The organism is Komagataeibacter xylinus (genome assembly GCF_004302915.1).
GTDB lineage: Bacteria > Pseudomonadota > Alphaproteobacteria > Acetobacterales > Acetobacteraceae > Komagataeibacter > Komagataeibacter xylinus_C.
Map to the genome: position 1 here is coordinate 1 of NZ_QQBI01000011.1, position 24,323 is coordinate 24,323.

General features: G+C 58.5%; 31 protein-coding genes and 2 pseudogenes. 23 read left to right on the plus strand and 10 right to left on the minus strand.

Annotation, left to right across the window (positions count from 1 at the left end; genetic code table 11):
• Positions 1-14: 14 nt before the first annotated feature.
• From DV027_RS18220 to DV027_RS08580, 12 genes and pseudogenes are all read left to right on the plus strand, one after another.
• Entirely contained in the window at positions 15-224 is a 210-nt protein-coding gene (locus tag DV027_RS18220; protein WP_475584074.1) for a DUF5983 family protein, read from the plus strand.
• Positions 225-346: 122 nt separating this feature from the next.
• Positions 347-553: pseudogene (locus DV027_RS08535) on the plus strand (DUF3085 domain-containing protein); the annotation flags it as partial.
• Positions 554-1,161: 608 nt separating this feature from the next.
• Positions 1,162-3,021 (plus strand): group II intron reverse transcriptase/maturase, encoded by a 1,860-nt coding sequence (gene ltrA, locus DV027_RS08540; RefSeq protein ID WP_048883769.1) that lies wholly within the window; start codon positions 1,162-1,164, stop codon positions 3,019-3,021.
• A gap of 91 nt (positions 3,022-3,112) precedes the next feature.
• Positions 3,113-3,379: pseudogene (locus DV027_RS08545) on the plus strand (DUF3085 domain-containing protein); the annotation flags it as partial.
• A 261-nt stretch (positions 3,380-3,640) separates the two neighbouring features.
• Positions 3,641-4,111 carry a DUF6878 family protein gene (locus tag DV027_RS08550; RefSeq protein ID WP_014106771.1) on the plus strand — a complete coding sequence of 157 codons (471 nt, stop codon included), beginning with the start codon at positions 3,641-3,643 and terminating at the stop codon, positions 4,109-4,111.
• Between the two features lies 1 nt (position 4,112).
• Entirely contained in the window at positions 4,113-4,481 is a 369-nt protein-coding gene (locus DV027_RS08555) for a DUF6915 family protein (RefSeq protein ID WP_130731440.1), read from the plus strand.
• A 188-nt stretch (positions 4,482-4,669) separates the two neighbouring features.
• A complete protein-coding gene (locus DV027_RS08560; RefSeq protein WP_227000938.1) occupies positions 4,670-4,816 on the plus strand; it encodes a hypothetical protein in 147 nt (48 codons plus the stop codon).
• Positions 4,817-5,150: 334 nt separating this feature from the next.
• Entirely contained in the window at positions 5,151-5,306 is a 156-nt protein-coding gene (locus tag DV027_RS17500; RefSeq protein WP_010512122.1) for a hypothetical protein, read from the plus strand.
• Positions 5,307-5,378: 72 nt separating this feature from the next.
• A complete protein-coding gene (locus DV027_RS08565; RefSeq protein ID WP_130731441.1) occupies positions 5,379-6,278 on the plus strand; it encodes an ArdC family protein in 900 nt (299 codons plus the stop codon).
• A 57-nt stretch (positions 6,279-6,335) separates the two neighbouring features.
• A complete protein-coding gene (locus DV027_RS08570) occupies positions 6,336-6,719 on the plus strand; it encodes a hypothetical protein (RefSeq protein WP_242621809.1) in 384 nt (127 codons plus the stop codon).
• Positions 6,716-7,105, plus strand: coding sequence for a hypothetical protein (locus tag DV027_RS08575; protein WP_130731443.1), 390 nt, complete (start codon positions 6,716-6,718; stop codon positions 7,103-7,105). The genes DV027_RS08570 and DV027_RS08575 overlap by 4 nt, the downstream gene beginning before the upstream one ends.
• Positions 7,102-7,608 (plus strand): hypothetical protein, encoded by a 507-nt coding sequence (locus DV027_RS08580; RefSeq protein WP_130731444.1) that lies wholly within the window; start codon positions 7,102-7,104, stop codon positions 7,606-7,608. Before DV027_RS08575 ends, DV027_RS08580 begins: the two co-directional genes overlap by 4 nt.
• Here DV027_RS08580 and DV027_RS08585 read toward each other — a convergent pair.
• Complete coding sequence (locus DV027_RS08585; RefSeq protein WP_130731445.1) at positions 7,605-8,117, minus strand: hypothetical protein; 513 nt, start codon at positions 8,115-8,117, stop codon at positions 7,605-7,607. The two genes, DV027_RS08580 and DV027_RS08585, sit on opposite strands and share 4 nt — an antisense overlap.
• 364 nt (positions 8,118-8,481) lie before the next feature.
• On the opposite strand from DV027_RS08585, the gene ssb reads away from it, so the two are divergent.
• The 5 genes from ssb (at position 8,482) to DV027_RS08610 (ending at position 13,983) form a co-directional block, all read left to right on the plus strand.
• Positions 8,482-8,952 carry a single-stranded DNA-binding protein gene (gene ssb, locus DV027_RS08590; RefSeq protein ID WP_130731446.1) on the plus strand — a complete coding sequence of 157 codons (471 nt, stop codon included), beginning with the start codon at positions 8,482-8,484 and terminating at the stop codon, positions 8,950-8,952.
• Positions 8,953-9,532: 580 nt separating this feature from the next.
• A complete protein-coding gene (locus DV027_RS08595; RefSeq protein WP_130731447.1) occupies positions 9,533-10,729 on the plus strand; it encodes a DUF3991 and TOPRIM domain-containing protein in 1,197 nt (398 codons plus the stop codon).
• Between the two features lie 182 nt (positions 10,730-10,911).
• Positions 10,912-11,370: a hypothetical protein gene (locus DV027_RS08600; protein WP_242621810.1), complete on the plus strand. Its 459-nt coding sequence runs from the start codon at positions 10,912-10,914 to the stop codon at positions 11,368-11,370.
• Entirely contained in the window at positions 11,367-13,418 is a 2,052-nt protein-coding gene (locus DV027_RS08605; protein WP_130731448.1) for an ATP-dependent helicase, read from the plus strand. Before DV027_RS08600 ends, DV027_RS08605 begins: the two co-directional genes overlap by 4 nt.
• 130 nt (positions 13,419-13,548) lie before the next feature.
• Entirely contained in the window at positions 13,549-13,983 is a 435-nt protein-coding gene (locus tag DV027_RS08610) for a hypothetical protein (protein ID WP_061275296.1), read from the plus strand.
• Here the strand turns inward: DV027_RS08610 and DV027_RS08615 are convergent.
• The gene (locus tag DV027_RS08615; protein ID WP_242621811.1) at positions 13,977-14,582 is read right to left on the minus strand and encodes a nuclease-related domain-containing protein; all 606 of its coding nucleotides are present in this window, start codon (positions 14,580-14,582) and stop codon (positions 13,977-13,979) included. The two genes, DV027_RS08610 and DV027_RS08615, sit on opposite strands and share 7 nt — an antisense overlap.
• Before the next feature lie 154 nt (positions 14,583-14,736).
• Entirely contained in the window at positions 14,737-15,150 is a 414-nt protein-coding gene (locus DV027_RS08620) for a winged helix-turn-helix transcriptional regulator (RefSeq protein WP_180967607.1), read from the minus strand.
• A gap of 100 nt (positions 15,151-15,250) precedes the next feature.
• On the opposite strand from DV027_RS08620, the gene DV027_RS08625 reads away from it, so the two are divergent.
• The 4 genes from DV027_RS08625 (at position 15,251) to DV027_RS08640 (ending at position 18,346) form a co-directional block, all read left to right on the plus strand.
• A complete protein-coding gene (locus DV027_RS08625; protein WP_130731449.1) occupies positions 15,251-16,270 on the plus strand; it encodes a zinc-binding alcohol dehydrogenase family protein in 1,020 nt (339 codons plus the stop codon).
• A gap of 65 nt (positions 16,271-16,335) precedes the next feature.
• A complete protein-coding gene (locus tag DV027_RS08630; protein WP_130731450.1) occupies positions 16,336-16,770 on the plus strand; it encodes a cupin domain-containing protein in 435 nt (144 codons plus the stop codon).
• 522 nt (positions 16,771-17,292) lie between these two features.
• The gene (locus DV027_RS08635; protein ID WP_130731451.1) at positions 17,293-17,973 is read left to right on the plus strand and encodes a hypothetical protein; all 681 of its coding nucleotides are present in this window, start codon (positions 17,293-17,295) and stop codon (positions 17,971-17,973) included.
• Positions 17,974-18,043: 70 nt separating this feature from the next.
• Positions 18,044-18,346, plus strand: coding sequence for a hypothetical protein (locus DV027_RS08640; RefSeq protein ID WP_129552119.1), 303 nt, complete (start codon positions 18,044-18,046; stop codon positions 18,344-18,346).
• Positions 18,347-18,698: 352 nt separating this feature from the next.
• On the opposite strand, the gene DV027_RS08645 is transcribed toward DV027_RS08640, so the two are convergent.
• The 5 genes from DV027_RS08645 to DV027_RS08665 form a co-directional block, all read right to left on the minus strand.
• Positions 18,699-19,106: a hypothetical protein gene (locus tag DV027_RS08645; protein WP_130731452.1), complete on the minus strand. Its 408-nt coding sequence runs from the start codon at positions 19,104-19,106 to the stop codon at positions 18,699-18,701.
• Positions 19,107-19,119: 13 nt separating this feature from the next.
• The gene (locus tag DV027_RS08650; protein ID WP_130731453.1) at positions 19,120-19,932 is read right to left on the minus strand and encodes a hypothetical protein; all 813 of its coding nucleotides are present in this window, start codon (positions 19,930-19,932) and stop codon (positions 19,120-19,122) included.
• Positions 19,933-20,042: 110 nt separating this feature from the next.
• Complete coding sequence (locus tag DV027_RS08655; RefSeq protein WP_034926264.1) at positions 20,043-20,537, minus strand: hypothetical protein; 495 nt, start codon at positions 20,535-20,537, stop codon at positions 20,043-20,045.
• Positions 20,537-21,364, minus strand: coding sequence for an FAD-binding oxidoreductase (locus DV027_RS08660; RefSeq protein ID WP_010518286.1), 828 nt, complete (start codon positions 21,362-21,364; stop codon positions 20,537-20,539). Before DV027_RS08660 ends, DV027_RS08655 begins: the two co-directional genes overlap by 1 nt.
• A 3-nt stretch (positions 21,365-21,367) precedes the next feature.
• Positions 21,368-21,952 (minus strand): hypothetical protein, encoded by a 585-nt coding sequence (locus DV027_RS08665; RefSeq protein ID WP_130731476.1) that lies wholly within the window; start codon positions 21,950-21,952, stop codon positions 21,368-21,370.
• A gap of 355 nt (positions 21,953-22,307) precedes the next feature.
• Between DV027_RS08665 and DV027_RS08670 the strand changes: the two genes are divergently transcribed.
• Both DV027_RS08670 and DV027_RS08675 read left to right on the plus strand, forming a co-directional pair.
• Positions 22,308-22,598: a nucleotidyltransferase family protein gene (locus tag DV027_RS08670; protein ID WP_010518281.1), complete on the plus strand. Its 291-nt coding sequence runs from the start codon at positions 22,308-22,310 to the stop codon at positions 22,596-22,598.
• 14 nt (positions 22,599-22,612) lie between these two features.
• Positions 22,613-22,951 (plus strand): HepT-like ribonuclease domain-containing protein, encoded by a 339-nt coding sequence (locus DV027_RS08675; RefSeq protein ID WP_026018796.1) that lies wholly within the window; start codon positions 22,613-22,615, stop codon positions 22,949-22,951.
• A 253-nt stretch (positions 22,952-23,204) separates the two neighbouring features.
• On the opposite strand, the gene DV027_RS08680 is transcribed toward DV027_RS08675, so the two are convergent.
• Both DV027_RS08680 and DV027_RS08685 read right to left on the minus strand, forming a co-directional pair.
• Entirely contained in the window at positions 23,205-23,630 is a 426-nt protein-coding gene (locus DV027_RS08680; protein ID WP_019086860.1) for a type II toxin-antitoxin system VapC family toxin, read from the minus strand.
• Entirely contained in the window at positions 23,627-23,869 is a 243-nt protein-coding gene (locus tag DV027_RS08685; RefSeq protein ID WP_010518306.1) for a type II toxin-antitoxin system Phd/YefM family antitoxin, read from the minus strand. Before DV027_RS08685 ends, DV027_RS08680 begins: the two co-directional genes overlap by 4 nt.
• Positions 23,870-24,323: the final 454 nt, after the last annotated feature.

The following is a 24,323-nucleotide window of genomic DNA, read 5'->3' on the forward strand; positions in this document are numbered from 1 at the left end:
GCGGTCTCCTCTGAATGGTCTTCCGACCTCATCATGGCACATTGATGTCGCATGGAGGCCGTCCACCCCATCTGGATCCATACTCCCATGATTGGCCGGGGTCGCGGTCACTGCGGGCCATTCTCGCCCTGGCCCGGAATCACGATTGTGATTACGTCCTGTTTGATGCGGACGGCCCGGTCGATGCCGCGCTTCGTTTTTTTGATGACGATGAAGATGAATGACCGGCAACGGCATCGGGCGTCCCTCGGGCCAGAGGCGCCGGTTCTTATTTCTTAAGGCGGGATACTTCGGTGTTCCGCCTTTTTTGTGTCCTCGCAAGGGGATTACACAAAGGAATACTGCCATGAAACTTCATTTCGACCATGCCCTCGTGGCGCGTCTTCTCGCTCATGCGCAAGCCGCGAGCGAACATTCCCCTACCTATGATCAGCTTGTTGACCCGGCCTTTCTCAAGGCTGGCGTGTCGTCACGCCATCCGACCAGTGCGGATGTCGATCGTACCAAAATACCGGCAGGCCTGATGCTGGTTGGCGATCATGGGGTGTACCTGAGTGCGCCGGTTCGGCGCTGAATCGAAAGTGCGTTTCAAACGCCGGGAGAACTGACGACTCCCGTCCCCACCAACCTTAGTTGAAATCGAAAGGTGACAATGAACATAGCATGGTTGGAGCAAGGCCCGAATAGCCAAGAACGGTTACGGTTTAGAGGGTCAGGGGAAGATGCATATGGTCAAGGCTATACTGCTTTAACTCCAGTTTCGGTGATGATTAACGCCATAGCAGTCATTAAACCGTTTGATACGACTGTTTCGCAAGGGAAGGGTATCATGAGGTTGCCCAGTCCGAAGCCCCTGTCTATCCGGGGATGTCAGTCTTGCGACACTGCCTCCATACGAGGAATGAAACGAACAGAGGACCTAAGTGCGTCGCATCTTTCATCAGCGCAAAGCCGGGATAACCTAAACAGGCTTCCTAAACCTGCATGGTTACAGAGTCACCATAGTAGCCAAATGCTTTCCTGTAATGGGACGGACAACCTGCGTTTAAGCAGGGCAAGACACCGTATAAGGTACGAGCGATCGCACCGAAAGCGTCAGGTCTTGGGTGAAGGGTGGCAGCTCCCAAAACAGTATCCTCTAACGGAAGACGGGTTCTGCTGATGCAAACTGCTATCGTCATGAAGAGATTGGATACTCTTCCAAAGCTCTCGAAAGCCGGAAAGTCGATTAACGGCCTATTCCGCCTCATGACCTGCCGTGATCTCTGGAAAGCGGCATATGAGAAGGTTGCCCAAAACTCGGGCTCCCTGACCCCCGGTATTGACGGAGATACGCTTGACGGGTTTTCGCTCGACAAGCTTGAAGCGTTGATTAGCGAGGTCGTGGAAGGACGTTACCGACCAAATCCGGTTCGTCGGGTCTACATACCAAAATCAAACGGTAAACTCCGACCGTTGGGGATTCCGAGTATTCGGGATCGCCTCGTGCAGGAAACTTTGAGGACGATCCTTGAAACCATATATGAGCCGATTTTCTCTAATCACTCACATGGGTTTCGTCCAAATAGGTCCTGTCATACTGCACTGGAGCATATCCAGAAGGTGTGGAGAGGGACAAAATGGTTCGTTGAGGTCGATATTGTTGGGTATTTTGACAATATCGACCACGACATTCTCGTGAACCTGCTTCGCAAGAGGATTGCTGATAAGAAGATCATTGATCTGATTAGACGCTTTCTTGAAGCTGGATATCTTGAAAACTGGAGGTTCAGCAGGACTTACAGTGGAACTCCGCAAGGTGGCATTGTCTCGCCCATTTTGGCCAACATCTATCTTCATGAACTCGATTTGTTCATGGAAACATGGATGGAGGCTAAAAATAAGGGCGTGAAACGTCGCCGGGAGCAAGAATGGAATCGTCTTTCGAAGTTGATCAATTACAGACAGATGCAAATTCGTCGGATCGTACGATCAGAAGAAAGTCTGTCAGTAGGAGATCAGGGCAGGATAGCGGCTCTCAAACAGGATATAAAAGTCCTCGATAAGGCTCGCAAATCTGTGCCTGCGCTGGCATCACAGGATCCGGATTATCGGCGCTTTCGTTATGTCCGGTATGCTGATGATTTCCTCATTGGTGTTATCGGCAGCAAAGATGATGCCCGGAGAATGATGGATGCCGTTCGACAATTTCTTGGAAACCTGAAACTTAATGTATCTGAGGAAAAGAGCGGCATTCGACATGCCTCGGACGGAGTAGAATTTCTTGGCTATGACATCCATACTTGGAATTCAAACCAGGTAAGGAGCGTGAGGGACACTCTGGGGCGCAACTACACGAAGCGTAATCCAGACGGTCTGATCACGTTGAATGTTCCGCGGACGAAAATCCGCCAGTTCTGTCAACGCCACGGTTACGGTTACCCCGACACGCGTTGGGGTATTGACCGACCGGCATTGATCAATTCGAGCGAGTACGAGATCGCTTCACAGTTCAATGCGGAATACCGCGGGTTTGTTCAATATTACGCGCTGTGCGTGAATGTGAAAGCGCAGCTTCGTTCGCTTCAGTTCGTAGTACAGACAAGCCTTCTCAAGACACTTGCCAATAAGCGACATAGCTCGTTGGCCAAGGTTTTGACTTCCGTCCGTAATAGGGATGGAGAGTGGTATGTGGCTAGCCGAGACTTAGGTGGGAAATTAAGGAGGGTGCGGGTATGGAAGCTTCGGCATCTCACTCGTCCGTCCGTGAAATTCGCCAAGGTCGACGCACTACCAAGATACATTGCGGCTTTTGCTCGCACGGACTTGGTAGATCGACTGTTTTCTGAAGAATGTGCGCTTTGCGGAACATCAAATGTTCCGGTTGAAGTGCATCACGTCAGAAAGCTGAAAGATCACGTCAACTCGCCTTTGATGGCACAGGTCAGAGCTGCTCGCCAAAGGAAGCGTATCCCGCTCTGCATAAATTGCCATCGCAATGTCCATGCTGGGCGGCAACGTGATCTTCGAATGAGAGCGTAATCGGGGGTGGAAAGCCGTGTGCAGTGAAAGCTGCCCGCACGGTTTGGAGGGGGACGTGGCATTTGCTCTCTGAGCGGTGTCCACGTCTACCCTATTGTCGAATGGTTATCCGCGCTTCAGTGACGCTGAGGGTCAGGCGAACCTTGTCGCCTATGCCGTCGAAGCGGACCCGCGCACATGTCCTGACGACTGGTACGACGTCAAACGCGCATCGTTTGGCGGTGATGATGGCGCGGAATTTCTTTCCGCCGATACCATCCGCAAGGCACTGGAGGCGACTGCGGGCAGTCGTTTGTGGATTGATGTCACGCCTGCGCAGATCAGTTGCCCCTATCTGGCATCCCCGAAAACACCCTGACGCAAACAAGCATACGGCGGATATCGCGAGGACTATTCTTTATTAACGTAAGAAAAAATGTGGGTAACGGGCGAGGTCTGGGCGTAAAAAATAATAAAAATCATGGTAAATACGATCAGAAACGCCATGCTTAACAAGCCTATAGTAAGGAATTGCCTGTCATTGTTCTGCTTACGACATGGTTTTCAACGTCCGGCCCACTTCATTTCCGATAACGAGTGCGGGTATGTGCCCGTGCCTGAGCAACCGAGGGAACTCGCCATGACTGAGAACTTCGAACGAAGCTTTGCGGAGCATGCAGAGCGGTTACTTCGCCATGAAAGAGCATGCAATGAAGCTTCAGCGCAAAATCGCAGGATCATCTTTGAAACGCTTTCGGTATCCAGGATTACAGCCGTTACAGTGTCGTTTGACGGTGAAGGAGATAGCGGCCAGATCGAGGAGATTGCTGTTGTACCTGAAGGGGAGGATTCACGGCTCGACGTCCTTGTCGATGCGGTGACGGCGAGGTGGACTGATTGCGAGATTGTCTCGGAACGTACTCCCCTGCGGGATGTCATCGAACAGGTCTGTTACGCCGCATTGGCCGAGACCAACGGTGGTTGGGAAAACAATGAGGGTGCTTTTGGCGACTTCAGGTTTGACGTGGCCAACAGAACGCTGACGCTCGAATTTAACGGACGATATATGTCCACTGAATATTCCGAGCATAGCTGGACAGAGGAGGCCTGAAATGGCGCATAGTTATTATCATGCTCTCTCGTCGGTGCGGCAGTGGGGAGGTACGGCTGATGACTTCCTGCCTATCCATACATGGTTCGACGAATCAAAATTGATTTCGGCCGATTTTCGGCATCGTGCGCTAAGACATCACGCGGAAGGAATTTTCCTCGCTGAGAGACTTTTTGGCGTTGTGCTGACAATTTCCACCGGGCGGGTTGTCCCGGTGCGGCTGATCGCCGAGCAGCATATGCGCGAGGACTTTGGGTTTATTCCGAGTTTCGTTGATTGGCTGAAGGAAATCCGCCCCCAGCCCTGGATGGGACGGGCGCAGCCCATTCATCGAAGCCTCGATCCCACTTATGGCAAACTTTCAGAATAACAGAAGACTTCTGGAATACTGGCCGTGACGTAGCCCGTACGCAACTCCACGCGATTGATGACACCCTGGCGCAGATCCAGAGACGGAATTTCTACCAGCTAATCGCCCGGATTAGCCACACCGGGCCCTATTATCACGAATTTACAATGATCGTCACTGTGATACGTAAAAGTCAGACCGGTTTCGAAATGACAGAAGACGCCGCGCAGATACTCTCTGATGTCATGCGTGATCTTGCACGATGGTTGTATCGCTCTCTCGAAACAGCATGGGATTACAAATCTTCCGATGACGCCGTTGATGACGCCATTCGCATCAATGAATATACGGCGTAGCTTTGAGAGGGTCCATTAGGACATGCATGTGAACCGTGTTTGCAAGCAGAGAAACAGAAACTTTTACAAATATAAAATATAGTATTTTTTAATAATTCTCCGAGATGTGTGTATAAAGCAAGATAATATAAAATAATTATAATAAATAAAAAACAAATATAGGGAGGATCGGCACCACAGTCCAGCCTGTCGCGCAAGGGGTGGCTCCTCGCCGTGCGCGATGGCTGCGCCATCTGTGCGCGGCTCCGGTGCCGCCGCTGTGCGGCGCCCTTGCCCGCCAGTCTGCCCTGCGGTCGCCGGAAGGGGTCGAAACCCCCGAAAAAAGGATCTGGAAATGGCACAGAACCGCATTGCGCCGCCGTCCCGCCCCGCCGTCGAAATCGCCAAATTCGTCGCCATCGTGCTCCTCTGGACGGCCTCCATGGTCACTTTCCTCCTGCTGCCCGATGTCTTCCTCGATCCGTGCACGGGCATCATCGATCTCAGGTGACACCACCCTCGCCATCCGCTGCCCATCCGCGCCGCCCTTCGGGGTGGCGTCTGCACTTTCTGGAGACTGATCATGGCCAGAACTGAACGTACCGACATCCACCAGTGCGTCACTGACCGCATCATCCGCGAACTTGAAGCGGGAACCGTGCCATGGGTCTGCCCGTGGAGCCGCACGAAATGCGGCATTGCCCTGCCGCGTAATGCCGCGACCGACCGGGCCTATTCCGGGATCAACATCCTGATGCTGTGGGGTTCGGTAGAGATGCAGGGGTTTTGTACCCAGAAATGGCTGACGTTCCGCCAGGCGCATGCGCAGGGCGGCAATGTCAGGAAAGGCGAGAAGGGAACGACGGTATTTTATGCCGACCGTTTCACGCCAAAATCGGAAGCAGGTTCCGACGAGCCACGCCAGATCCCGTTTCTAAAGCGGTTTACGGTGTTCAATGTTGACCAGTGCGAGAACCTGCCGGAGAGCATGGTCGCGCCGACCGCGCCGTTGCCGGAACGCGAAATCGTGCCGCACGCGGAAGCGCTGATGCGCGAAACCGGGGCGGACATCCGTATCGGCGGCGATAAGGCATTTTATGCCCCGGATGCGGACTTCATCCGGGTTCCGCCCCAGCAGTCCTATTTCAACCAGATCGACTGGTACAGAACCGTCTTTCATGAGATCGGGCATTGGACCGGGGCTGAAAGCCGACTGTCGCGCACCTTTGGCAGGCGGTTCGGGGACCATGCCTACGCAGCCGAGGAACTGGTCGCAGAGATGACATCTGCTTTCGTATGCGCGGAACTGCAGATCGAGCCGACTGTCCGCCATGCGGATTACATCGGGAACTGGCTGGAACTGCTGAAGGCTGACAAGCGCGCCATTTTCACTGCAGCGAGCGCAGCTTCATCTGCGGCCCAATACATTTTCGGCTCATCGACACGTCAGCCGTCCATCGAGGACGTGGCGTCTGCCGCCTGAAACCCAACCGTAAAAACCTGTGCGCCCGCGAGGGCGTGCTGAGCGATGGAGTTCATCATGCCTGTCTTTGCCCTGATCGCCACTCCCGCCGTGCGCATCCGTTCCGATGGCTGCACCATCCTTCAGGCGCTGCCGATGGAACACCTTGGTGCACGGGGGATGACAGAAGCCCGGACGCTCACGGAAATCTCGACTGCCGTAACGCTTTACGGTGAGAGGACCGCCGGCGCGCATCCCGGGCGCTCGTTTTCCATCACTGTGCATATCCGTCGGGGCGATCGTAAGCCACGTGGCTTTGATGCGGCTTACCGCACTGGCGCCCTGGTGACCGACAGATGGGTTCTCATGGTCGATAACGACGCTGATGGCGCACGGATCCTGCATGGACGATCCGCAGCCGACGCCGGAAACATGGCGTCCTGCAAAGGAGACGTGGCATGATCCGCCAGTATTATACGTCTCCATTCCAGGGCGGTAATAACCCGCTCCGGGTCGGGACCATTGCCAGCGGAACCATCTTCCGTCTTCCGGCTCCTGTTTCGGGACGTCCCTATCGGACCCGGCCGTGGATCGTGGAATGCTTTCTGAACGCCACGATGGGGGCGGCTGCCCTGAACCCCGTCACCGGTCTCTGGGAAGACCGTTATATGCGAGGCCGCTCGGATCTGGTCGTATTGCGCAGCCTCGCCAATGCCCGCCGTGTGACCGTGGCGGTGCGTTATCTGGAAAGGATGAATGAAGAAGGCCTGGGCGAGGGGCATTATCCTGATCTGCCGGATGTGAGCCGCTTTCATAACGGCTATCGATGCCGGAGCCAGGTGTCATGACGGCGGGGCCGATCCTGTGCGAGCGGCTTCGGATCCCGCCTTTCGACCCGGCTGTCCTGAAATCCACCCAATGGGCGACGGTCCAGCAAAAGGCAAAGCTTGGTAATGCGATCCTGCGGTTCATCGCACTCGGAATGCCTGCAGAAAAATTTACCCCGGCCCTATATAACCGTCTGTGCAATATGTTCGGATTTATCGCGCATTATAATCGGACCGGCTTCGCGCAGACATGGTTCGACAATGCAGCCACACGGCGCGATTTCCTCGATCAGGTTGCACGATATCCCTGCTGGGGCGACCCGACTTTTGTCTGGTCGGATGTAGAGAAGGAAATCAGGCTGCGCGTTCGGGAAAACCTGCTGGTCGAGGCATGGACGACCCGTGCCCGCGAGGAACAGGTTGCGCGCGAGAAAGCGGAGTTGGCCCGTCTGCAGGCAAAGCATGGCGGAACAGCGACGGCAGCGGATGCATCCGTGCCCACCGTGCAACTCGGGCTGCTCTAGCCCTGGGCCATGTGCCAGGAGCCATGCCCGTCGAGGCACCGGCCCAGGAACGCCAGTGCGGCACGCGGATATTTCCGGATTTCCAGAACGCTGCCGGTGGGTACTTCCATGTGGTAGGCGCCGATCTGGGTGGCGCAATGCGGCTGGCCGCGCAGGAATTTTATGCCCCTGCCGGTGCGAACTGCCTGCCGTGGACCAAAAACGCCGACAACGTGACGGCCCCCGAGGTAAATATCGGCGTTGAACTGGCGCCACAGCGGTGCCCGGACATCCTGCTCATCCACTTCGACCTGCACGGTGCAGCAGTCATTCCATGCAGATGGCGTGCCATCCACACCATACAGGGTCTGGCAGAGCTGGCGGATCGCCGGCGCATGTTCGGGCAGGAAGGACCAGCCGATTTCCTTGCCGAGAAAACGTCCCCTGTAACGCCGGGCCTGGATTGCCAGTTCGGGATGAAAGTCGGCCTTCAGGATGATGCGTCCTTCCGACGCAGTAATCACCGCCATGATGAACTCCCAATGTAGAGACAGGGAAATTCTAGGACGACTATCATAATTGTACAAGAATAAATGACACGATTATGAGCGAAATAGAAAAATAAAACAGAAATAAAAATTCAAAATCCAAAAGCATGACCTCGGCCCCTGCCGGGTCTCTGACCTGGTTTTTGCGGTCTGAAGCGGTCGTCGTCGGGCGCAACCCCCAGGCCTGCGGTCGGGACGGCACCGTGAAGCCGCATGCGCGGCTTCCGCACCACTGCCGCCCCGAGGGGTTGCGCCCACCGCCTGAGGCCCGCTTCCGCGCGACCGCACCAGGTCAGAGATCCGGCAGGCGCCGGAGACGACCAGGAAGGAAAAAAGGAACAAGACCATGAGCCAGTCAGTCAATCGCGCCATCATCATCGGTCACCTGGGCAGGGATCCGGATCTTGCCGCACGCAGGGAAGGGGAGGGCAAAATCGCATCCTTCGGCGTGGCGACAAGCGAAACCTGGACCGATCGCGCTAGCGGTGAGCGCCGGGAAAAAACCCAGTGGCACCGTGTCGTCTCTTTCAACGATCACCTTTCAGCCGTGATCGAACGTCGGTGCCAGAAGGGAACGCTGGTCTATGTCGAAGGTCATCTCGAGACACGCAAATGGACCGATCAGCAGGGACAGGATCGTTATGTGACCGAGATCATCATTGATCGGTTTGATGGAAACCTGAAGGTGCTGGCCAATGGTCGAAGCACGGGCGATGGACGTTTTGATGAAGATCGCCCGTCGCGGAGTACTGCACAGCGCCCGGCCCCTGCCACAACTTCCAGCGCGCAGGACGTGGATGACGAAATCCCGTTTTAGGTCGTTCGGTGTTCCGGGTCGTCAGCGACCCGGAGCATTGTGCCTGTTCAGGGAGAAGAAAAAGCGGTTTCTGCTGCGCCAGTTCCCGTCATGAATACTTGTGAGGCCTGTCCGACCTGATGGCGTGGGCGATCGGGAAAGCCTATCGGCCGATATTGGAACGCCGGTCGTCCGTCCACATCGGGGATGAACTGTGTCTCTCCTGTTTCTCCATCAACCTTTAAGCGGGTTCGTGAACCTTATTTTTTCGTCAGTCGCATGATGTGGGCGCAGACGGGATCCTCCACAGGGAGTATCTGGCGCCGTGAATGCCCGTTCGTCCATAGTCCCGGTAATGCGTGTGCAGTGGCGCTGGCACGTGCCGTTTGCTGCCGCGCGTAAACTGCGGCCATTCGTGCGTCCTGTATTCTTTTGCAGTTCACGCAGAATAAAAACCCTCAACGCGGATCAGCAGGACGCAATATCTCGACGGACCATACAGGGGTCGTCGTGTGTTTCCGCGCGATCATCTCAAATACTCATCGTAAATGCCGGAGCGGTCTGAAACACAACCCATGCTGTTTGTGAAGGAGTGTCTTTCATGGCTTACACGTCTTCCCCAGAGGCACAGCAAAGAGAACTTGATGAGCTTCGCAATGCCGTAAACTGCGCCGTTGTGCTGGAGAAAGCCGGGTTCCGGCTGGATCGGCAGGCCACCGCGCAGCGTTCCGCCCGTAACCTAAAATTTCGCCGTGACAGTGAGGCCATTATTGTCAATCACGATGGCAAGGGCTGGTGGGACCCCAAGGGCGACGGCAAGGGCGATGTCTTCAAGCTTGTCCAGTATCTCGATCCCTCGAAGAACCTCGGTCATGTCAGGCAGGAACTTCGCGCCCTGATCGGCAGGAGCCCGACGCTCGAAGTTGTCGAGCGTACGAAGGGAGCCGCTGACAGACCGCGGCGCGATCCCGCTGAACTGTGGAACCGTCGCGCCGCACCCGGGCAGGGGACGGCTGCATGGTGCTATCTGACGGAGATCCGTGGGTTGCCCGAGCATATTGTCGCGATTGCTGGACAGCAGGGGGCGCTGAAGGAAGGCCCGCACGGAACCGCCTGGTTCGGCCACCGGGATGCGGACGGGCAGTTCACCGGCATGGAAATGCGGGGGCCGGATTACAAGGGGTTTTCGACGGGCGGGGTTGGCAAGCGTCTCTTCGGTTTCCGGGCCGACGGGGGAGAAGAACCGGTGACGCGCCTTGTCGTCACCGAGGCGGCCATTGATGCACTGTCCTTTGCTGCACTTGATCGCTTTCCGAAGGGAACGCTCTATACCTCGACAGGGGGCGGCATGAGCCCAGAGAGCGAAGCGAACCTGAAACGGGTCATGATGCAGGTCGCCGCCCAGCCTGAAGCGCGACTGGTTGTCGCCGTTGATAACGACATGCAGGGGGATCGTTATGCCGGGAAATTCGCTGCGATGGCACAGGACGTCGGTCTCTGGTCAGGACGGATATCTCCGAAGGGGCCGGGAGAGGACTGGAATGCGGTCCTGAGGACCCGCAGGGAAGGAATGCAGGCAGGTTTCGTTCCTGGTGCGCTCTGCCGCCTGTCCGAAGTCCTGGGTTCGGGGTCGAAAGCGCAGCCGGAGACGGTTTCCCCGTCATGGCTGGGTCAGGCCGAGGCGCACGGCACGCAGCGGCCGCCGCGGGTTTCGGACGCCTCATTGCCTGCTCCGTCTGAACCTGTCGGGAAGCCTGCCGCACCACGGCCAGGTTCATCGCCGGGGCTGTCCTTGTGAACCAGCGTAAATCCTTTGGGCTCACCGGGCAGACGGCATCGCGGGCTGCAGGCTTTGTCCGGACATATGCGGGCCTGAGTGCATGCGCGAATAGCCCTGCCGCCAAGGGCGACGGATATGCGGAAATAGGTGGCGCGTCGATTGCGGGGCAACGCGCGGCCTCGATGGCTCGAGGCGGTGACTTGGCAGGCCGCATCGCCTCCTTCGCCGACGATCACGGGATGATCGTCATTTACGGCTGGCGTGCCACAGAGGTGGGCGCCGAACGGTCCTGCGCGCAGGATCATCTCACACAGGAGAAGGTCATGGGATCTGTTTCAGACTATGCAGATCGGGGGATCGCGCGTCTGGCGATGAAGGCAGACCTTTCACGGACGTTTACCCGGTCGCCCCTGGCCCAGACCATCTGGAACCGCCATCTGCGCCAGCGCCTGACGTGGGCAGCAAATGATCCCCCGATACCGCAAAGTGCAGTCCGCCTGTACGAGCGGCCGGGCTGTCCTGTCGGCCTGGTTATCGATGGACGCTGGGAACGCGGGCTTGGGAACTGGGATCTTTCCTATCCGGCGACGATCCTGCTCTCGACCGGTAAGATCACCACGACCCCGGGTTGCATGGCGGAAGGGCTGGAAGAGCTATGACCGGTAATCTTCCCGTTCCGCGTGCGCTTGCGCCAGTCCTTGATAGCCTGACGCCAGAACAGCGGCGCGCGGCAATGGCACTGGGATATGTTCTGGTTCTGGCAGGGGCAGGCACCGGCAAGACCAAAACTCTGACAGCCGGGGTCGCAACCCGCGTCGAACTGCATGGCATGGTTCCTGGCCAGATCCTCTGTGTAACCTTTACTAACAAGGCCGCCCAGGAAATGCGTAAGCGCATCGGAGACGTTCTTGGGCCGTACTCGGTACCCACATGGCTTGGAACGTTTCATGCCCTGGCTGCCCGACAGCTACGGGCCGAGCCTGAAGTGGCGCAATTGCGTAGCGGCTTTGACATTCGTGACGCCGAGGACAGTCTCGCCATTGTCCGCCGCCTGATCAGGACTGTCCCGAAGGAAAAGCTTCCCGTGCCGCAGGAAGGAGCGCCAGGAGATGCGAGACAGATTAAAAAAATGGCCGAGCGGATTGCGCGGCTGAAAGAGGATCTGATCACACCGGTGGCTGCTTTCGCGCATGTTGAAAGCCTGATCGGCAGGCGACAGTCGGCGAATCTCCATGTGGATCACGAAAGCTGGCGCTTTGTCGTCGGGTTGTATGGTCGTTACCAGGCGATCTTGCGCGAGCAGAACGCGGCGGATTTTGGTGATCTGCTGATGTGGCCGATCCTCGCGATGCTGCATGATGCGGCATACCATCGCCGGTGGTCCGCCCGTTTTACGGCCGTGATGGCGGACGAGTTTCAGGATGTGAACCGCGCCCAGTACCTGTGGCTCACGTTGCTTAGCAGGACGTCTGGTGAACTGTTCTGCGTGGGTGATGATTCCCAGAGCATCTATTCCTGGCGCGGGGCGAAAGTCGGCTTCCTGCGAAACTTCCCGCATGAGTTTCCTGATGCGAAGATGTTCAAGCTGGAGGAGAACTTCCGTTCCACCCGCCATATTCTTGATGCGTCGAATGCGGTGATTTCATTTGACCCGTCGCGGATCGAAAAGACACTGTTCACACGTCGGGGCGAGGGCTTCCCGATCGAGGTGCTGGGGTTCTCCTACGCCACCGAGGAAGCTGCGGCGATCACCCGGGAGATTGGCCGCCGCGCGGCGACCGGCGTCGCCTGGCATGACATGGCTATCATTTACCGCCAGAACAGGCTCTCCCGAACGCTGGAGGAAGCACTGCTCCACGCTCGCATTCCGTACGAGATCATCGGGGATGTGGGTTTCTATCAGCGTACTGCCGTCAAGGATGCTCTGGCCCTGCTGACGCTTTGCGCATGGCCTGATGAGCGCAGGTCGGATGAAGCTTTTCGGCGGATGGCCAACCGGCTCCCGCGGGGCCTTGGCGCCAGGGGCCCGGGGAAAATCGAGATGGAGGCTTCGGCGGGTGGTCTGTCGCTATGCGCGGCGGCTACACGGACCCGGCTGCCCCCGAGATGTGCCGTGGCGCTGCAGGGATTCGTCCAGATCCTCAGACAGATCGGATGTCGGGAAGGGGAAAGCCTTGGGGAGCGCCTTACCGGCCTGCTCAAGGCAACAGGGTATCTGGACATGCTGCGGGCTGATGATTCGGATGAAGCGGCAACCCAGCGGGAGAACCTCGCGGAACTGATCGAACTGGCCCAAGGTTTCCGGCGCGCGGAACACCTGCTGGAGCACGCGGCACTGGCAGGCGGAGCACCTGGCGAAAAAGGTCGTGATCGCGTTCAGCTCATGACCATGCACCGGTCGAAAGGACTGGAATTCCGGCACGTCTTTCTTCCTGCGTGGGAAGAGGCGATTTTCCCCGGTGCGATGTCGCGCAATCCCGAAGAGGAGCGTCGCCTTGCCTATGTGGCGCTGACCCGGGCTATGGAGCAGGCCACGATCACGTTCTGTGATTATCGCCAGGGCGGATCTTCCCGTCCGAGCCGGTTCATTGACGAAATTCCACTCGAGAACCGGGTCAGCAGCTGGAATCACGGCAGGAACGAACCACGCCAGTCTGACGGTCGTTGGAGGCAGGTTGATCAGGAACTGAATGCGCTTGGCTTGTGAATGCGGACAATGCATGCTCCGGCAGCGGCGACATGCGTTCGCGCGGCCAGGGCATTGCACCAAACAGGCTGGTTCCGTCCGACGCTTCGGTCTTAAATTGCTTTTCTTTTGGTCGAAGGACGTCTGCTTTATGGCGAAAAAGCCAGTGCCGCCGATTGAACCCGATGACTGGGATGATGACGAGGCGGGTTTCCTGCAGCCTCTGGAGCCACCGCCGCCCGTCCGGGACCCGACGGACCTCAGGCTGCATACGCGCCAGCTCGCCGACCTTCTCCGGGCCAGATTTCCCGACAGATGGGTCGGTGTGGAAATCGGCACGCTTCCGCTGCGGTGTGAGGACGACCTGTTCTCCGATTTCATCGACCTTGGAGATGGCCTCGGGGTTCGCCTCGATTATGATCCCGAGGAGCCGGAGCGGGTACTCTGGATCAGCGCCGGCAACCGTGATCATGGCGGCGAGCCGCTCGACTTTCCCCGCGACGGTGAGGCCTGTGGTGGGCGCATGCTTTCAACCGGGGAAATCGCGGAACTGCTCGATTTTCTCGACAGGGAGGCCGCTTACTGATGCCCGCTGGCATGGCAGGCAAGCCCGATGCGCCGCCATGCGTCAATCAGTGTGCCCCGCGGCACGTTGCGCTCAAGATCGTGCAGCAGGGTTTCCAACCCGGAAAGGGAAAGGGTGCAGGCGACAAGCGCAGGTGACAGGACCGCAGTTCCCGTCATCACGACGTGGCTGAAGACCTGGATGGTCGGGTCCACGAGGCGGGCCAGCGCGTAGACGGCGCGGCAATGGGCGGCATTCTGCATCACCGGGCTGTAAATTAGTCGGGGTGGGGCGTCGGGCGCCTCGCCCGCGAAACGCTGTCGCCACCGTTCATCTTCCGGGTGTCCGGTCAGTTCGCCGCCATACCGCTTTGTCTCTACGACATGGATGCCCCTCGGGCTGAGAAACAGGTGGTCAATCTGGGTCGTCCTGCCGCCACCTGCCGGCAGCATGGCGTCGTGCAGCACGGCCAGGCCGCTCCGGTCGAGCACATGGGCTACGGCGCTCTCTCCTTTCTCGCCCTGGATGGCGGCGCGAAAGGACCGCCAGACCTGCGCCTCATGGGCCGTCAGCCGGCACCTGTCGGGAGGCTTCACGCGACGACGTCGAAGTCTTACCACGCAGTTTCCCCCTGTGGTTCCATGGCCCGATAGCGTGTCCCGTATATCTGTCCGTCATGCGACTGGGGCAGGAAATACTGGGAACCGTCTATGTTCCGGGTGAGGGGCCGGGTACATGTCTGCAGCGTGGATGCGGATCACCAACAGTGCCCGCTTACCCGCCAGCCTGAACGCAGGAGACCGGACAATCGGCGGCAGGCTCGTCCAGGTCCGCAGAGGATTCAGGATCCCGCCTGAACCCGGTATTCTCGTCCCCCCATTTCTTGAGGGCCATGATGACCGGCTCCAGGGTCCGTCCCCGTGCGGTCAGGCTGTATTCCACCTTCGGGGGCACCTCGGCGTAGACCGTCCGCAGGACAAACCCGTCCTGCTCCAGTTCGCGGAGCTGCGCCGTCAGCATGCGCTGGGTGATATTGGGCAGGCGCCTGCGGATTTCGTTAAAGCGTAGGGTTCCCTCAAGCAGGTGGTAGAGGATCACCCCTTTCCATTTCCCGTCGATCAGCTGAAGCGTCGCTTCAACGGCACAGCCGGGACTGCAATCAAGTGATTTATGCCGGATACGGGCCATGACGGTATCATTTCCGATACTATGGGCGTTAAAAGTGCGTTCTTGTCCGAACCCAGCATAATGCTCACTGTTCTCCTTCATCAACACAGGAGCAGACATCATGCGCGCCGTCGGTTACCAGACGCCTCTCCCGATCGACAATCCCGCGTCCCTTCAGGATATCGATCTGCCGGAGCCTGTTCCTTCAGGGCGGGATCTCCTGGTGGAAATCAGGGCTGTGTCGGTCAATCCGGTCGATACAAAAGTCCGTCGCAGCGCCACGCCGGACGCGGGTCAATGGCGGATTCTGGGCTGGGACGCCGCCGGGATCGTTGTCGGCACCGGACCTGAAGTGACGGATTTTGCCATCGGGGATGAGGTTTTCTACGCTGGCGCGCTCGATCGCCCGGGAACCGATGCCGAATTCCACCTGGTCGACGAGCGGATTGTCGGCCGTAAGCCCCGTTCCCTGAACTGGGCTGAAGCCGCGGCCCTGCCGCTGACAGCGATCACCGCCTGGGAAATGCTGTTCGATCGCCTGGATATCCGTCGGCCAGTCCCTGGCGTGAAGCCGGCCGTGCTGATTATCGGGGGTGCGGGCGGCGTCAGCTCCATCGCCATCCAGCTGGCCCGGGTCCTGACCGATGTCACGGTCATCGCCACCGCCTCCCGGCCAGAAACGCGCGATTGGGTAAAATCCCTCGGGGCACATCATGTGGTGGATCACAGCAGGCCTCTTGCCGCGCAGGTCGCGGCCCTTCCGACCGGCGCTCCCGGCTTCGTCTTTTCCACGACACAGACCGATCGGCATATGCCAGAGATTGTCGCGCTGATCGCGCCCCAGGGGCATTTCGGCCTGATTGATGACCCGGCCGCGCTCGACGCCCTGCCGCTGAAGAAGAAAAGCCTGTCGCTGCACTGGGAGCTGATGTTCACCCGCCCGCTGTTCGGCACAGCCGATATGGGCAGACAGGGCGAGATTCTCAACGAAGTCTCACGCCTCGTGGATGACGGGCGTATTCGCACCACGCTTGGCAGGAACCTCGGCCTGATCACGGCGGCGAACCTGCGGCAGGCCCATGCCCTGATCGAGAGCGGTCAGGCAAAGGGCAAGATCGTGCTCGAAGGTTTTCCTGGCTGAAATGGAAAAGACCATGAAAGCGCTCGTCGAGACATGGTGTGGAACATGGGCGGAGAACAGGCCTCATGACTGATGAAGAGCATCTGATGACCATGAACCGTACCGGTGGACGGTTCGATCTCAACAGGATTGCCGCGGCGTTCCCGGAAACCGCGGATACGATGCTGCTGGATACCTATCTGACCGACAAACCTGAAGCCAGTATCAGGGTGTTCCGGATCTATCGGGACGTGCCGCCGCATTATCATACCCAGTGTGATGAAGTCCTCCATGTGCTTTCCGGAGAAGGGACATTCTGGATTGATGATCCGGCTGAGGAAGCGCCGTTTGTCCCCGGGCACCTGCTGGTCTTTCCGCGGCGTGCGGTGCATGCGGTGCCGCGTATCCTGCGTGATCCTGTCATTTTTCTTGCCATTGACACACCGCGCCGGGCACCGGATGACGTGGTGTTTGTCGATCCTGCCGAAGGCACGCCTTCCGGTTTCATCAAGAGTATCTGAAGGAATGTCGCGGGTCACAGACGAACGGGAGCTGTGGCCCTGCAGCGCATGGCCGCAAAACGCGGCGCAGGTACAGGGCGTCTGGATACGGTTTCCTCTCCCGAAAGGGCCGGTCCGGGAAACATCTCTGTTCAACAGGAAAAAAAGAAAATCAGGGCGGCCCCTTCGGGGTTCTCTCACTCTGGTTCGCTAAGCGGCTGCGCCGCTAACCTCACTGGAGCCCCCTGCGGGGTCTCCACGCTTTCGCGCAACGGTTCGACCGCTCGCCCTGGGGTTCTTCAGGATGAATACTTACGTAATACTTTATAAGATCGCACGTTATGAAATGGGCATAAGGAAATAAAGAGAAGAAAACCATAAGTAAACTAATGTTTACTACTAATATATTGTCTTTTTTATTGTATTTATATTCTGTCTGTACTATTATTTATTTGTGGAGAGGGAAATGGTTCCCGCCACAGACGCCCCGCCCGATGGTGACACACCGGACAGGGCTGACGCCAGACAGAAAGGTCAAGTTTCATGTCCAACGCTACCAACACAATGACCGCCGCCCTTGCTTCCGCGCAAGAGAAGAAAGCCGCCAGCAAGGCAAAATCGGGCCAGAAGGCCCCCGCCGCCCGCCGCTTCGAGGAAGCGGCCCGGCGCGCGCCTGTCATCACCATCGAGGCCGCCGAAGCCCTGATCCCCGTTCCCGACCAGATCACCAAGATCGTTTCCCATTTCGGCCTTGAGGACTTCGACGCCGACGCCCTCGCGGAAACGGCCCGGCAGGCTTTCACCGTCATCGCCCGCAGCCTCTCGCCCGTGCTGGTCGTGACCACATGGAACGGCGAGCAGAACGACAAGGGGCTGGAAATGCACCTCCAGCGCATGGCTGGCGCCGCTGTCGCGTCCGCCTTCGGGGCCGCCCAGTTCTATGACGCCAAGCGCGCGCAGGCCCGCGAACTGTCCTCACAGTTCAACGAATATCGCGAAGAGGACCGGTTGGGCGTCGACGGGCTGGAAAACAGGGCGGCCAACGCCCGCCGCTTCGCAGCCGAGCAAGGAATCAAGGCCGCCGCTCTGGTCGCATCCGCCCGCGGGGCCCTTGCCGCCTACGAGGACATGATCGGCACCCCGTGGAAGCCCTACACGGCCAGCAACGCCCGTACCATCGACCAGCGGGCCGCAGCCGCCGAGATGGACGCCCTCGGCTTCTGACCGACCCGGCCGGACCCACAGCGGGTCCGGCCACCCACGGCAAGGCACCTTTCCGCAAGGATCGACCCGCATGAGCGAATATGAATCCATGGCAGACCGCGACGAAGCCCTTGCGCTTTCGCGTGCTGCGCCCCACCACGCATGGGTCCTGACGGACCGGGACGTCTGGCATCGCAATCCTTTTTATCACGGCCCGGAAATGCCGCACCCCGAAGATGACGGCGCCCATGACTTTATTGCCGACCACGGCATCGACGCATGGCGGGAGGCGACTGAGGCCGCAAGGGCCGCAGCCATAGCCGCAGCCGAAGCGAAAGCGCGCGAGATCGCGGACGCTCCCGACCCCTGGTGGCCCGACGATCCGACGCCTTGAGAGACCACGCCGCAGGAGCCCGGAAACCGGGTTCCTGCTTCTGGTGTCCGGGGTCGCCATCGTGCTTGCAAAAAAATGCCCTGATACCAGCATGTCGCCGCGAGGCGCCCGCCTCAAGCCCGCTGCGCGCCGCGCTTCGCGCGGTGAGGACACGCCCCTTTCAGTGAACAGGGCCGCCCGGATCGCAGGGCGGTGCCCCGCGCTCCGGGCAATCCGGTTCACCTCAGGGGCATGCCCTCAGGCTTGACCCGGGCGCCTCGCAGCCCTCCCGGCGGGCAGCGGCATTCCCTGTTCCGCTCCCATGAAAAACAATGTCGGTCATGCAGCATGCCGGACTGTGGAGATGACAAACCTATTGTGTCGCCCTGCCGAACACGAAGCCAAGCTTGCCGTCATTCATGACGTAGGGCGTGCAGGTCATGCCGGGATGGACCACGTCGTAGGGTTTCAGCCATCTTGTCGAGACCCAGCCGGGACGCAATGCGAGGGTCATGCTCCGGACGTAGCCGTTCGTAGGCGGTGCGTCCGTGGCGACCGGAAGTACCGCCAGCGCGGGAGCAATGCTCGGGGCATCGTCCCGTGGTTCGCTCTGCAGTGGAACCGGATGCCGGAAATCCATCATGACCCGCTCCGGCGCATCAAGGGCCATGCATCTGTACCCGTCGAGCGCACGCATCGGGGTTCTGTGCAGCGCGAAGGCCGGATGGCTGATGCTGCAGGTGAGGGCCGCAAGGATCGCGGCCCGGTAGGAAAACCTCATGCTGGACTCCTCGTCAGCCGGTCAGGATCGAACTGGACGCGGCACTGCCCATTTTTGCTGCGACTACCGCGCGCCATTGGCCGACCGTGGTGGTTGAACTGATATTGTTCCCCGACATCGCCGTGCTCGATATGTAGGACGACATGAGGCTGCTGTCGTCGGCCGTCGCGATTTCAGCACCCGCGCTCGGGCCAAAGTTATAATAGGCCCGGGCATCAAGGGCTGTCGGGTTACTGATGCCGCTGTGCTGCAGACTGGTTGCGGCATCCTTGAGATACTGCGCCGCAGCCACCGCCTGCGTCGCCGGGTCCTGCTGACCTGCCGTGCCGCTGGTGATGGATGAGGCCAGCGAGGGGTCTGCGGCCAGTGCCTCTCCAAGGGTCTGGCTGTAGGTCCCGTTGCTCATCTGGAACGCGCCGGTGATCGTACTGCCGTTTCCGGCCGTGTAGAGGTTCTGGCAGCCGGATTCCACCACGCAGGTCGCGGCCAGTGCTGACGGATTGACGCCCAGCGCCTCGGCGTTCTGGGCTGCCGCATAGCCCCATGACTGCTGGTATAGGGTCCCGAGCGCATCGCTGTTGGACGTGCCTGCTGTCGTTGTCTGGGTGACGGTGCCGCTTCCGCTGGTGGCCTGGGCTGTGCCTGTCGTGTCCGGGGTCCAGCCACCGAGCCCCGGTTCCTGATAGGTTGCGTTGACATGTGTCGGGAGCCCGCCCGGCACGTTTACTGTCTGTGCGTGCCCGATCGGCGGCGCGACGAGGCCGCACGTTACGAGGACCACGGTCGCTTGCGTCGTGCGGCGGCATGGGAAGGGGAGCCGGATCACCTTGGCCTCCTGTTGCGAGGCGGACAGGATCGGCCAGCATCATGCGACCTGTGTCAGTACTTCGTACGGCGTTTCGGTTCCGGTCCTGAGCGTGCCCGTTGCAGACATGCTCAGGGCATCCGTCCGAGCGCAAATCCCGCTATCAGGACGATGGAGCTGTATCCCAGGATGCGAAAGGCCGTCTCCAGGTTGTACCGTCTGGTCATGGCCGTGGCCTGGCTCTCGATGGCGCCCCTTAATCCTTTCGTCATATCCGCGGTGATCGCGAGGAGTTTTTTCTCGACCAGCTTTTCGTTGATGGTGCGCAGCGTGTGCACGGCTTCAATCCCGTCGCGCAACTGCTCGCGGATGACCACGGTATCGTCGGCGAGTGCCCTGCGCTGCTGCTCTGCGATCAGCCTGGCTTCCGTGACGGAACGGATCGACGCGCGTCGTGCCTCTATGGCCAGCATGCCAATCTGGTCCAGCGTGACAATCAGCGCGGAGATCACTTCCGCTTCGGGTGCGATCGGGCGGGAAATCCACTGATTGGCAACCCGCCGCAGGTTATCGACGTGCTCGGCAAACGCACGATCCGCGTCTTCGATTTCGTTCGGCGCTGTCATCACACACCAACCCCCATAACTTCTGGCAGGCCTGCGGGCATCCACGGCAGATAATCGGGGCCAAGTGCTGCAAGAAACTTCGGCACGTCGCGCCTCAGCCACCGGCTGACGCGACACCGGTCGAAAAACGAACTTGTCGGGAAGCCGTGGACCGGCCTGTTCGCCGCAAAGTCCATGAAAGACTGCCCTCGGTCCGAGACACGCTTTATCCCGTCAAGCGCAGGAAACACCCCGTAGACAGCCCCGCGGCCAAGTGCGCCCTCGATTGCGGGATATTGGAGGATATGCCGGATTTCCTCTGAAGCATCGACGCGCCCGCTAAGCAGGGCCTCGTTAATGACAATGACGGTGTTCTTGGGAATAAAGCCCCGGTTTGCCTGCAGGTCTTCAAGATAGTCGATATCGGCATGTTCCGAGCCGATCATGAAAACCGTGACAAGATTGATCCCGAGTTCCTCAAGCTGTGCAACGAGCGGGGAGGCCTTTACCAGTTCATGAACCGCCGTCCAGCCGCCACCGATGTCAAGAATCGCGTCGTTCTGGGTTTCCACCAGCTGCTCGATCCTCTGTTCCAGCCAGGCCGCCTGTCCCTTGGCCGTTATGGTCGCAGGTTCCAGGACGTAATCACCCAGAGAGGCGATGGTATTGGACTTGTTGAGTGAATCCGTATTCCAGATTTCCGGGTGGCCTCCCTGCTGCTGGGTCAGTTCCGTGAGGACCTTGAGGAATGTCGTTTTTCCAACCCTCTGGCGTCCGATTGCCATCATGAGGGTCGGTTGCGCCTTTACGGTCTCTTTCGCCGCGGTCTTCGGTTCGCGTGCCGTCATGTTTCATTCCTGATGAAAGCCGGGTTCCTGCAACCGTCGCCGGTTTTCCAGATCCCGAATGATCTCTTCGGCCCGTGCGCGACCCCGGCGACGGATTTCTTCCTCGTCCAGGTCTGCTACTGACGCCTCGGGAATGGTCGTTGGTAATGATGCGACCTGGGATGGCTTTTTTTGGAGGGAAGCAATTTCTGCCGGCACGGCTGCTTCGGCAAGAGGTAGGCTTCCGTGTTTCCCGTCAATGATATCGGGTTTCCAGTCTTTAGACTGTCGACTGGGCAGGAGCTGCTTCTGGTTTTTTCGGACGATATCGTGGGATCGCCCGGCATGGGCACGCCGGACTCGAGCCCATGTCTTGGCGGCCGTCTTGCGGGTGATTTCCTTGTTCTCGACCGTTCCGGTTATCCCATCCTCGTGTGCGATCTCGATGAAGATATCCCAAGCGCGGATTGTCTGACGCGCTTCCGAGATGTCCTCGAAATTCTCCATCATCCAGCGGTAAAGTGGCGAGACTTTCTGTCCTTGCCGACCACGAATTTTTTCTCCGGCCACGCGTCGGATGAAACGGTTTCCGCCTGCCTGTGAGTCCATTTCCGTCACGTCGTTTCTCCTGCAGGCCGTGTCAGTGGCTGTACCAGTGTGAGGTAATCGCTGCGTGGACGTCGGGTGGCGCATTTTTGGTCCCGGTACGAACCCTTTATGAACCACCACTGGACCCATTTCAACGACGTCTTGGCACCTGCCCGGGGTGGGACCGGTACCACCTTTGGAACCGGGTCGGACCCGGCCTGATAGAGGCTCTTCATACACCATTGCACCGTTGGTGCGGGACGTTCCGTAGCGACGATCTGAGGCCGAAAAAAAGATATAAAGTAATCTTTGCGCCCTTGGGGTGAGTATAGCGATCTGATAGAATAAACCGCTTTGTGGAAAGGGAGAGGTGTTCATGCGTCCGTCTGAAGCCGTTGCCCTGCATCGTCACTCCATCATTGGACTGGCCCGGCAATGGAAACTCGATAATCCCCGGGTCTTTGGCTCCGTTGTGCATGGCCTGGATCGGGATGGAAGTGATCTGGACCTGCTGGTTGATGCGCCCGAGGGAATCACCCTTTTTGACCTGGGCGGACTGCAAAGCGATCTCGAAGATCTTCTGGGACTAGCAGTTGATCTCCGGACGCCCGAAGATCTGCCCTTAGCCTTCCGGGATGAGGTTCTGTCTGAAGCGCGTGCCTTGTGAGTCGTCATTTTCGTTTGACTGACTATCTGGGACATATGCACGAGGCAGCGACCGACGCCCGCTCCTTCGTGCAAGGCATGGCGGTCGAAGATTTTCTGAAGGATCGCAGGACCCAGCAGGCCGTTGTCATGAGCCTGCTTATCCTTGGGGAAGCGACGACCAAAGTTATGGCTGCCTACCCGGATGACGTAGCGCGTTATCCGCATATTCCGTGGAGGCAAATGCGCGGAATGCGGAACCGGATCGCGCACGGCTATTTCGAGATCAATTATGGGATTGTTTGGCGTACGGTAGAAGAGGCTTTGCCTGCCCTGATCGCTCAATTGGAGCATCTCCTGCAGAGATCATCCTGAGGATTTCATTTTGAGGGCAGGATGGTGGGCTATCTGATGAACGGCTTCGGCCGTTACGTCCGGTCCCACTAAGCGGTGTCCTCAGTCCAATATGACCTACCTGTATCATGTCAGGGCGCTGACCCGTAATCGATGCAGCCTGCGTGTCAGTCCGGGGATAAAGCAAATGTGTGACTGCATGCGATCGTAATGCGTCCTGGAACCGCAATCGTAAATTCGCGATATTTTCCAATGGTCCTCAATCAAGGATCGATCATAGGAGCGTAGTCGCCAGACCGACCTGGGGCCCCGCTTCGGCAAGACGACGATCCAGGGTACATAATGTCGCGCCATGATCCGCACAAACTGCCAGATGGAGGGCGGCTCCGGCACGCAGACCCAGAGCATACTGATCGGAAAATCTTGCCGCCGTCCGGAAGTTCTGACTGGTCACAGGCATGACACCAAAGCTTTCTGTGCGAAGACGGGTGAACATGGCCAGGCTGTTTGCTCGATCTGTGACGGTAATCTGGCCCATGCGAAGCTTGATCGACAGGGCTGAAGAAAACTCGGTGACAACCCAGTCACTGATGGAAAGATCTTCAGGTGCCTGGGCGCCAAGCCAGTCCTGCATCCGGGTTGTCTCTTCCTCATTGGTCAGAGCCGCCACAAGAACCGATGTATCGAGATAAAGACTCAATACCTTGCCTCATCACGCATCGCGCGAACAGTTTCTGCAGCAGGTTCCCTTTGCGGCGTCATAATGCTGGTAAGTGAACGAAGAGCACTCACTGCAATGGGTTTACGTACTGGCTCCGCCTTGACGAGTTGTGCGACGACCTTGCCGCGACGAAGAATACGAACGGACTCTCCTTCCTTCGCCAGATCAACCAGACGACTGAGATGGGCTTTGGCTTCCACCAGGTTGACGGTCTGCATTTCGGGCTCCGAACCATTAAACTGGTCACTTTATAGCGAAAAAATGTCGCCCTACCAAACGGAATATGCGTCTGACGATGAGAGCGATGCTCGCGGAATTCAGACGAGCAGGATGATGCTTTCCTATACGCCTGGTGGGATGCCGACCCCGTTTACAAGTCCAATCCCACGTTTCTGGCAACTCTTCGTCTCGCCCGTGCTCTGGAGATTAACCCGGCGGTTTTGGTGGAGCTGGAAGAATAGCACGCCGGCTGCCGAGAATCTGAATCTTATCCGGACAACAGGCTCTGTTCACGTAATAAGACATGGTGATCATCGTTGACCAAGTTGGGCATGGCTTCCCCATCTTTTTGGCAGGGGAAGCATTGGGTTGTCGATGTAGCAAGTGACATCTTATGACTACTGCCTAAACACGACGTTCGGACGGAGCCATTACCGCGTGAACGTCGCGGGG

Excerpts from the sequence above, each read along its gene's own strand:
- DV027_RS18220 (WP_475584074.1), top strand. The coding sequence starts at position 15 with ATGGTCTTCCGACCTCATCATGGCACATTGATGTCGCATGGAGGCCGT.
- ltrA (WP_048883769.1), top strand. The coding sequence starts at position 1,162 with ATGCAAACTGCTATCGTCATGAAGAGATTGGATACTCTTCCAAAGCTC.
- DV027_RS08550 (WP_014106771.1), top strand. The coding sequence starts at position 3,641 with ATGACTGAGAACTTCGAACGAAGCTTTGCGGAGCATGCAGAGCGGTTA.
- DV027_RS08555 (WP_130731440.1), top strand. The coding sequence starts at position 4,113 with ATGGCGCATAGTTATTATCATGCTCTCTCGTCGGTGCGGCAGTGGGGA.
- DV027_RS08560 (WP_227000938.1), top strand. The coding sequence starts at position 4,670 with ATGACAGAAGACGCCGCGCAGATACTCTCTGATGTCATGCGTGATCTT.
- DV027_RS17500 (WP_010512122.1), top strand. The coding sequence starts at position 5,151 with ATGGCACAGAACCGCATTGCGCCGCCGTCCCGCCCCGCCGTCGAAATC.
- DV027_RS08565 (WP_130731441.1), top strand. The coding sequence starts at position 5,379 with ATGGCCAGAACTGAACGTACCGACATCCACCAGTGCGTCACTGACCGC.
- DV027_RS08570 (WP_242621809.1), top strand. The coding sequence starts at position 6,336 with ATGCCTGTCTTTGCCCTGATCGCCACTCCCGCCGTGCGCATCCGTTCC.
- DV027_RS08575 (WP_130731443.1), top strand. The coding sequence starts at position 6,716 with ATGATCCGCCAGTATTATACGTCTCCATTCCAGGGCGGTAATAACCCG.
- DV027_RS08580 (WP_130731444.1), top strand. The coding sequence starts at position 7,102 with ATGACGGCGGGGCCGATCCTGTGCGAGCGGCTTCGGATCCCGCCTTTC.
- DV027_RS08585 (WP_130731445.1), bottom strand. The coding sequence starts at position 8,117 with ATGGCGGTGATTACTGCGTCGGAAGGACGCATCATCCTGAAGGCCGAC.
- ssb (WP_130731446.1), top strand. The coding sequence starts at position 8,482 with ATGAGCCAGTCAGTCAATCGCGCCATCATCATCGGTCACCTGGGCAGG.
- DV027_RS08595 (WP_130731447.1), top strand. The coding sequence starts at position 9,533 with ATGGCTTACACGTCTTCCCCAGAGGCACAGCAAAGAGAACTTGATGAG.
- DV027_RS08605 (WP_130731448.1), top strand. The coding sequence starts at position 11,367 with ATGACCGGTAATCTTCCCGTTCCGCGTGCGCTTGCGCCAGTCCTTGAT.
- DV027_RS08610 (WP_061275296.1), top strand. The coding sequence starts at position 13,549 with ATGGCGAAAAAGCCAGTGCCGCCGATTGAACCCGATGACTGGGATGAT.
- DV027_RS08620 (WP_180967607.1), bottom strand. The coding sequence starts at position 15,150 with ATGGCCCGTATCCGGCATAAATCACTTGATTGCAGTCCCGGCTGTGCC.
- DV027_RS08625 (WP_130731449.1), top strand. The coding sequence starts at position 15,251 with ATGCGCGCCGTCGGTTACCAGACGCCTCTCCCGATCGACAATCCCGCG.
- DV027_RS08630 (WP_130731450.1), top strand. The coding sequence starts at position 16,336 with ATGACTGATGAAGAGCATCTGATGACCATGAACCGTACCGGTGGACGG.
- DV027_RS08635 (WP_130731451.1), top strand. The coding sequence starts at position 17,293 with ATGTCCAACGCTACCAACACAATGACCGCCGCCCTTGCTTCCGCGCAA.
- DV027_RS08640 (WP_129552119.1), top strand. The coding sequence starts at position 18,044 with ATGAGCGAATATGAATCCATGGCAGACCGCGACGAAGCCCTTGCGCTT.
- DV027_RS08645 (WP_130731452.1), bottom strand. The coding sequence starts at position 19,106 with ATGAGGTTTTCCTACCGGGCCGCGATCCTTGCGGCCCTCACCTGCAGC.
- DV027_RS08655 (WP_034926264.1), bottom strand. The coding sequence starts at position 20,537 with ATGACAGCGCCGAACGAAATCGAAGACGCGGATCGTGCGTTTGCCGAG.
- DV027_RS08660 (WP_010518286.1), bottom strand. The coding sequence starts at position 21,364 with ATGACGGCACGCGAACCGAAGACCGCGGCGAAAGAGACCGTAAAGGCG.
- DV027_RS08665 (WP_130731476.1), bottom strand. The coding sequence starts at position 21,952 with ATGGACTCACAGGCAGGCGGAAACCGTTTCATCCGACGCGTGGCCGGA.
- DV027_RS08670 (WP_010518281.1), top strand. The coding sequence starts at position 22,308 with ATGCGTCCGTCTGAAGCCGTTGCCCTGCATCGTCACTCCATCATTGGA.
- DV027_RS08685 (WP_010518306.1), bottom strand. The coding sequence starts at position 23,869 with ATGCAGACCGTCAACCTGGTGGAAGCCAAAGCCCATCTCAGTCGTCTG.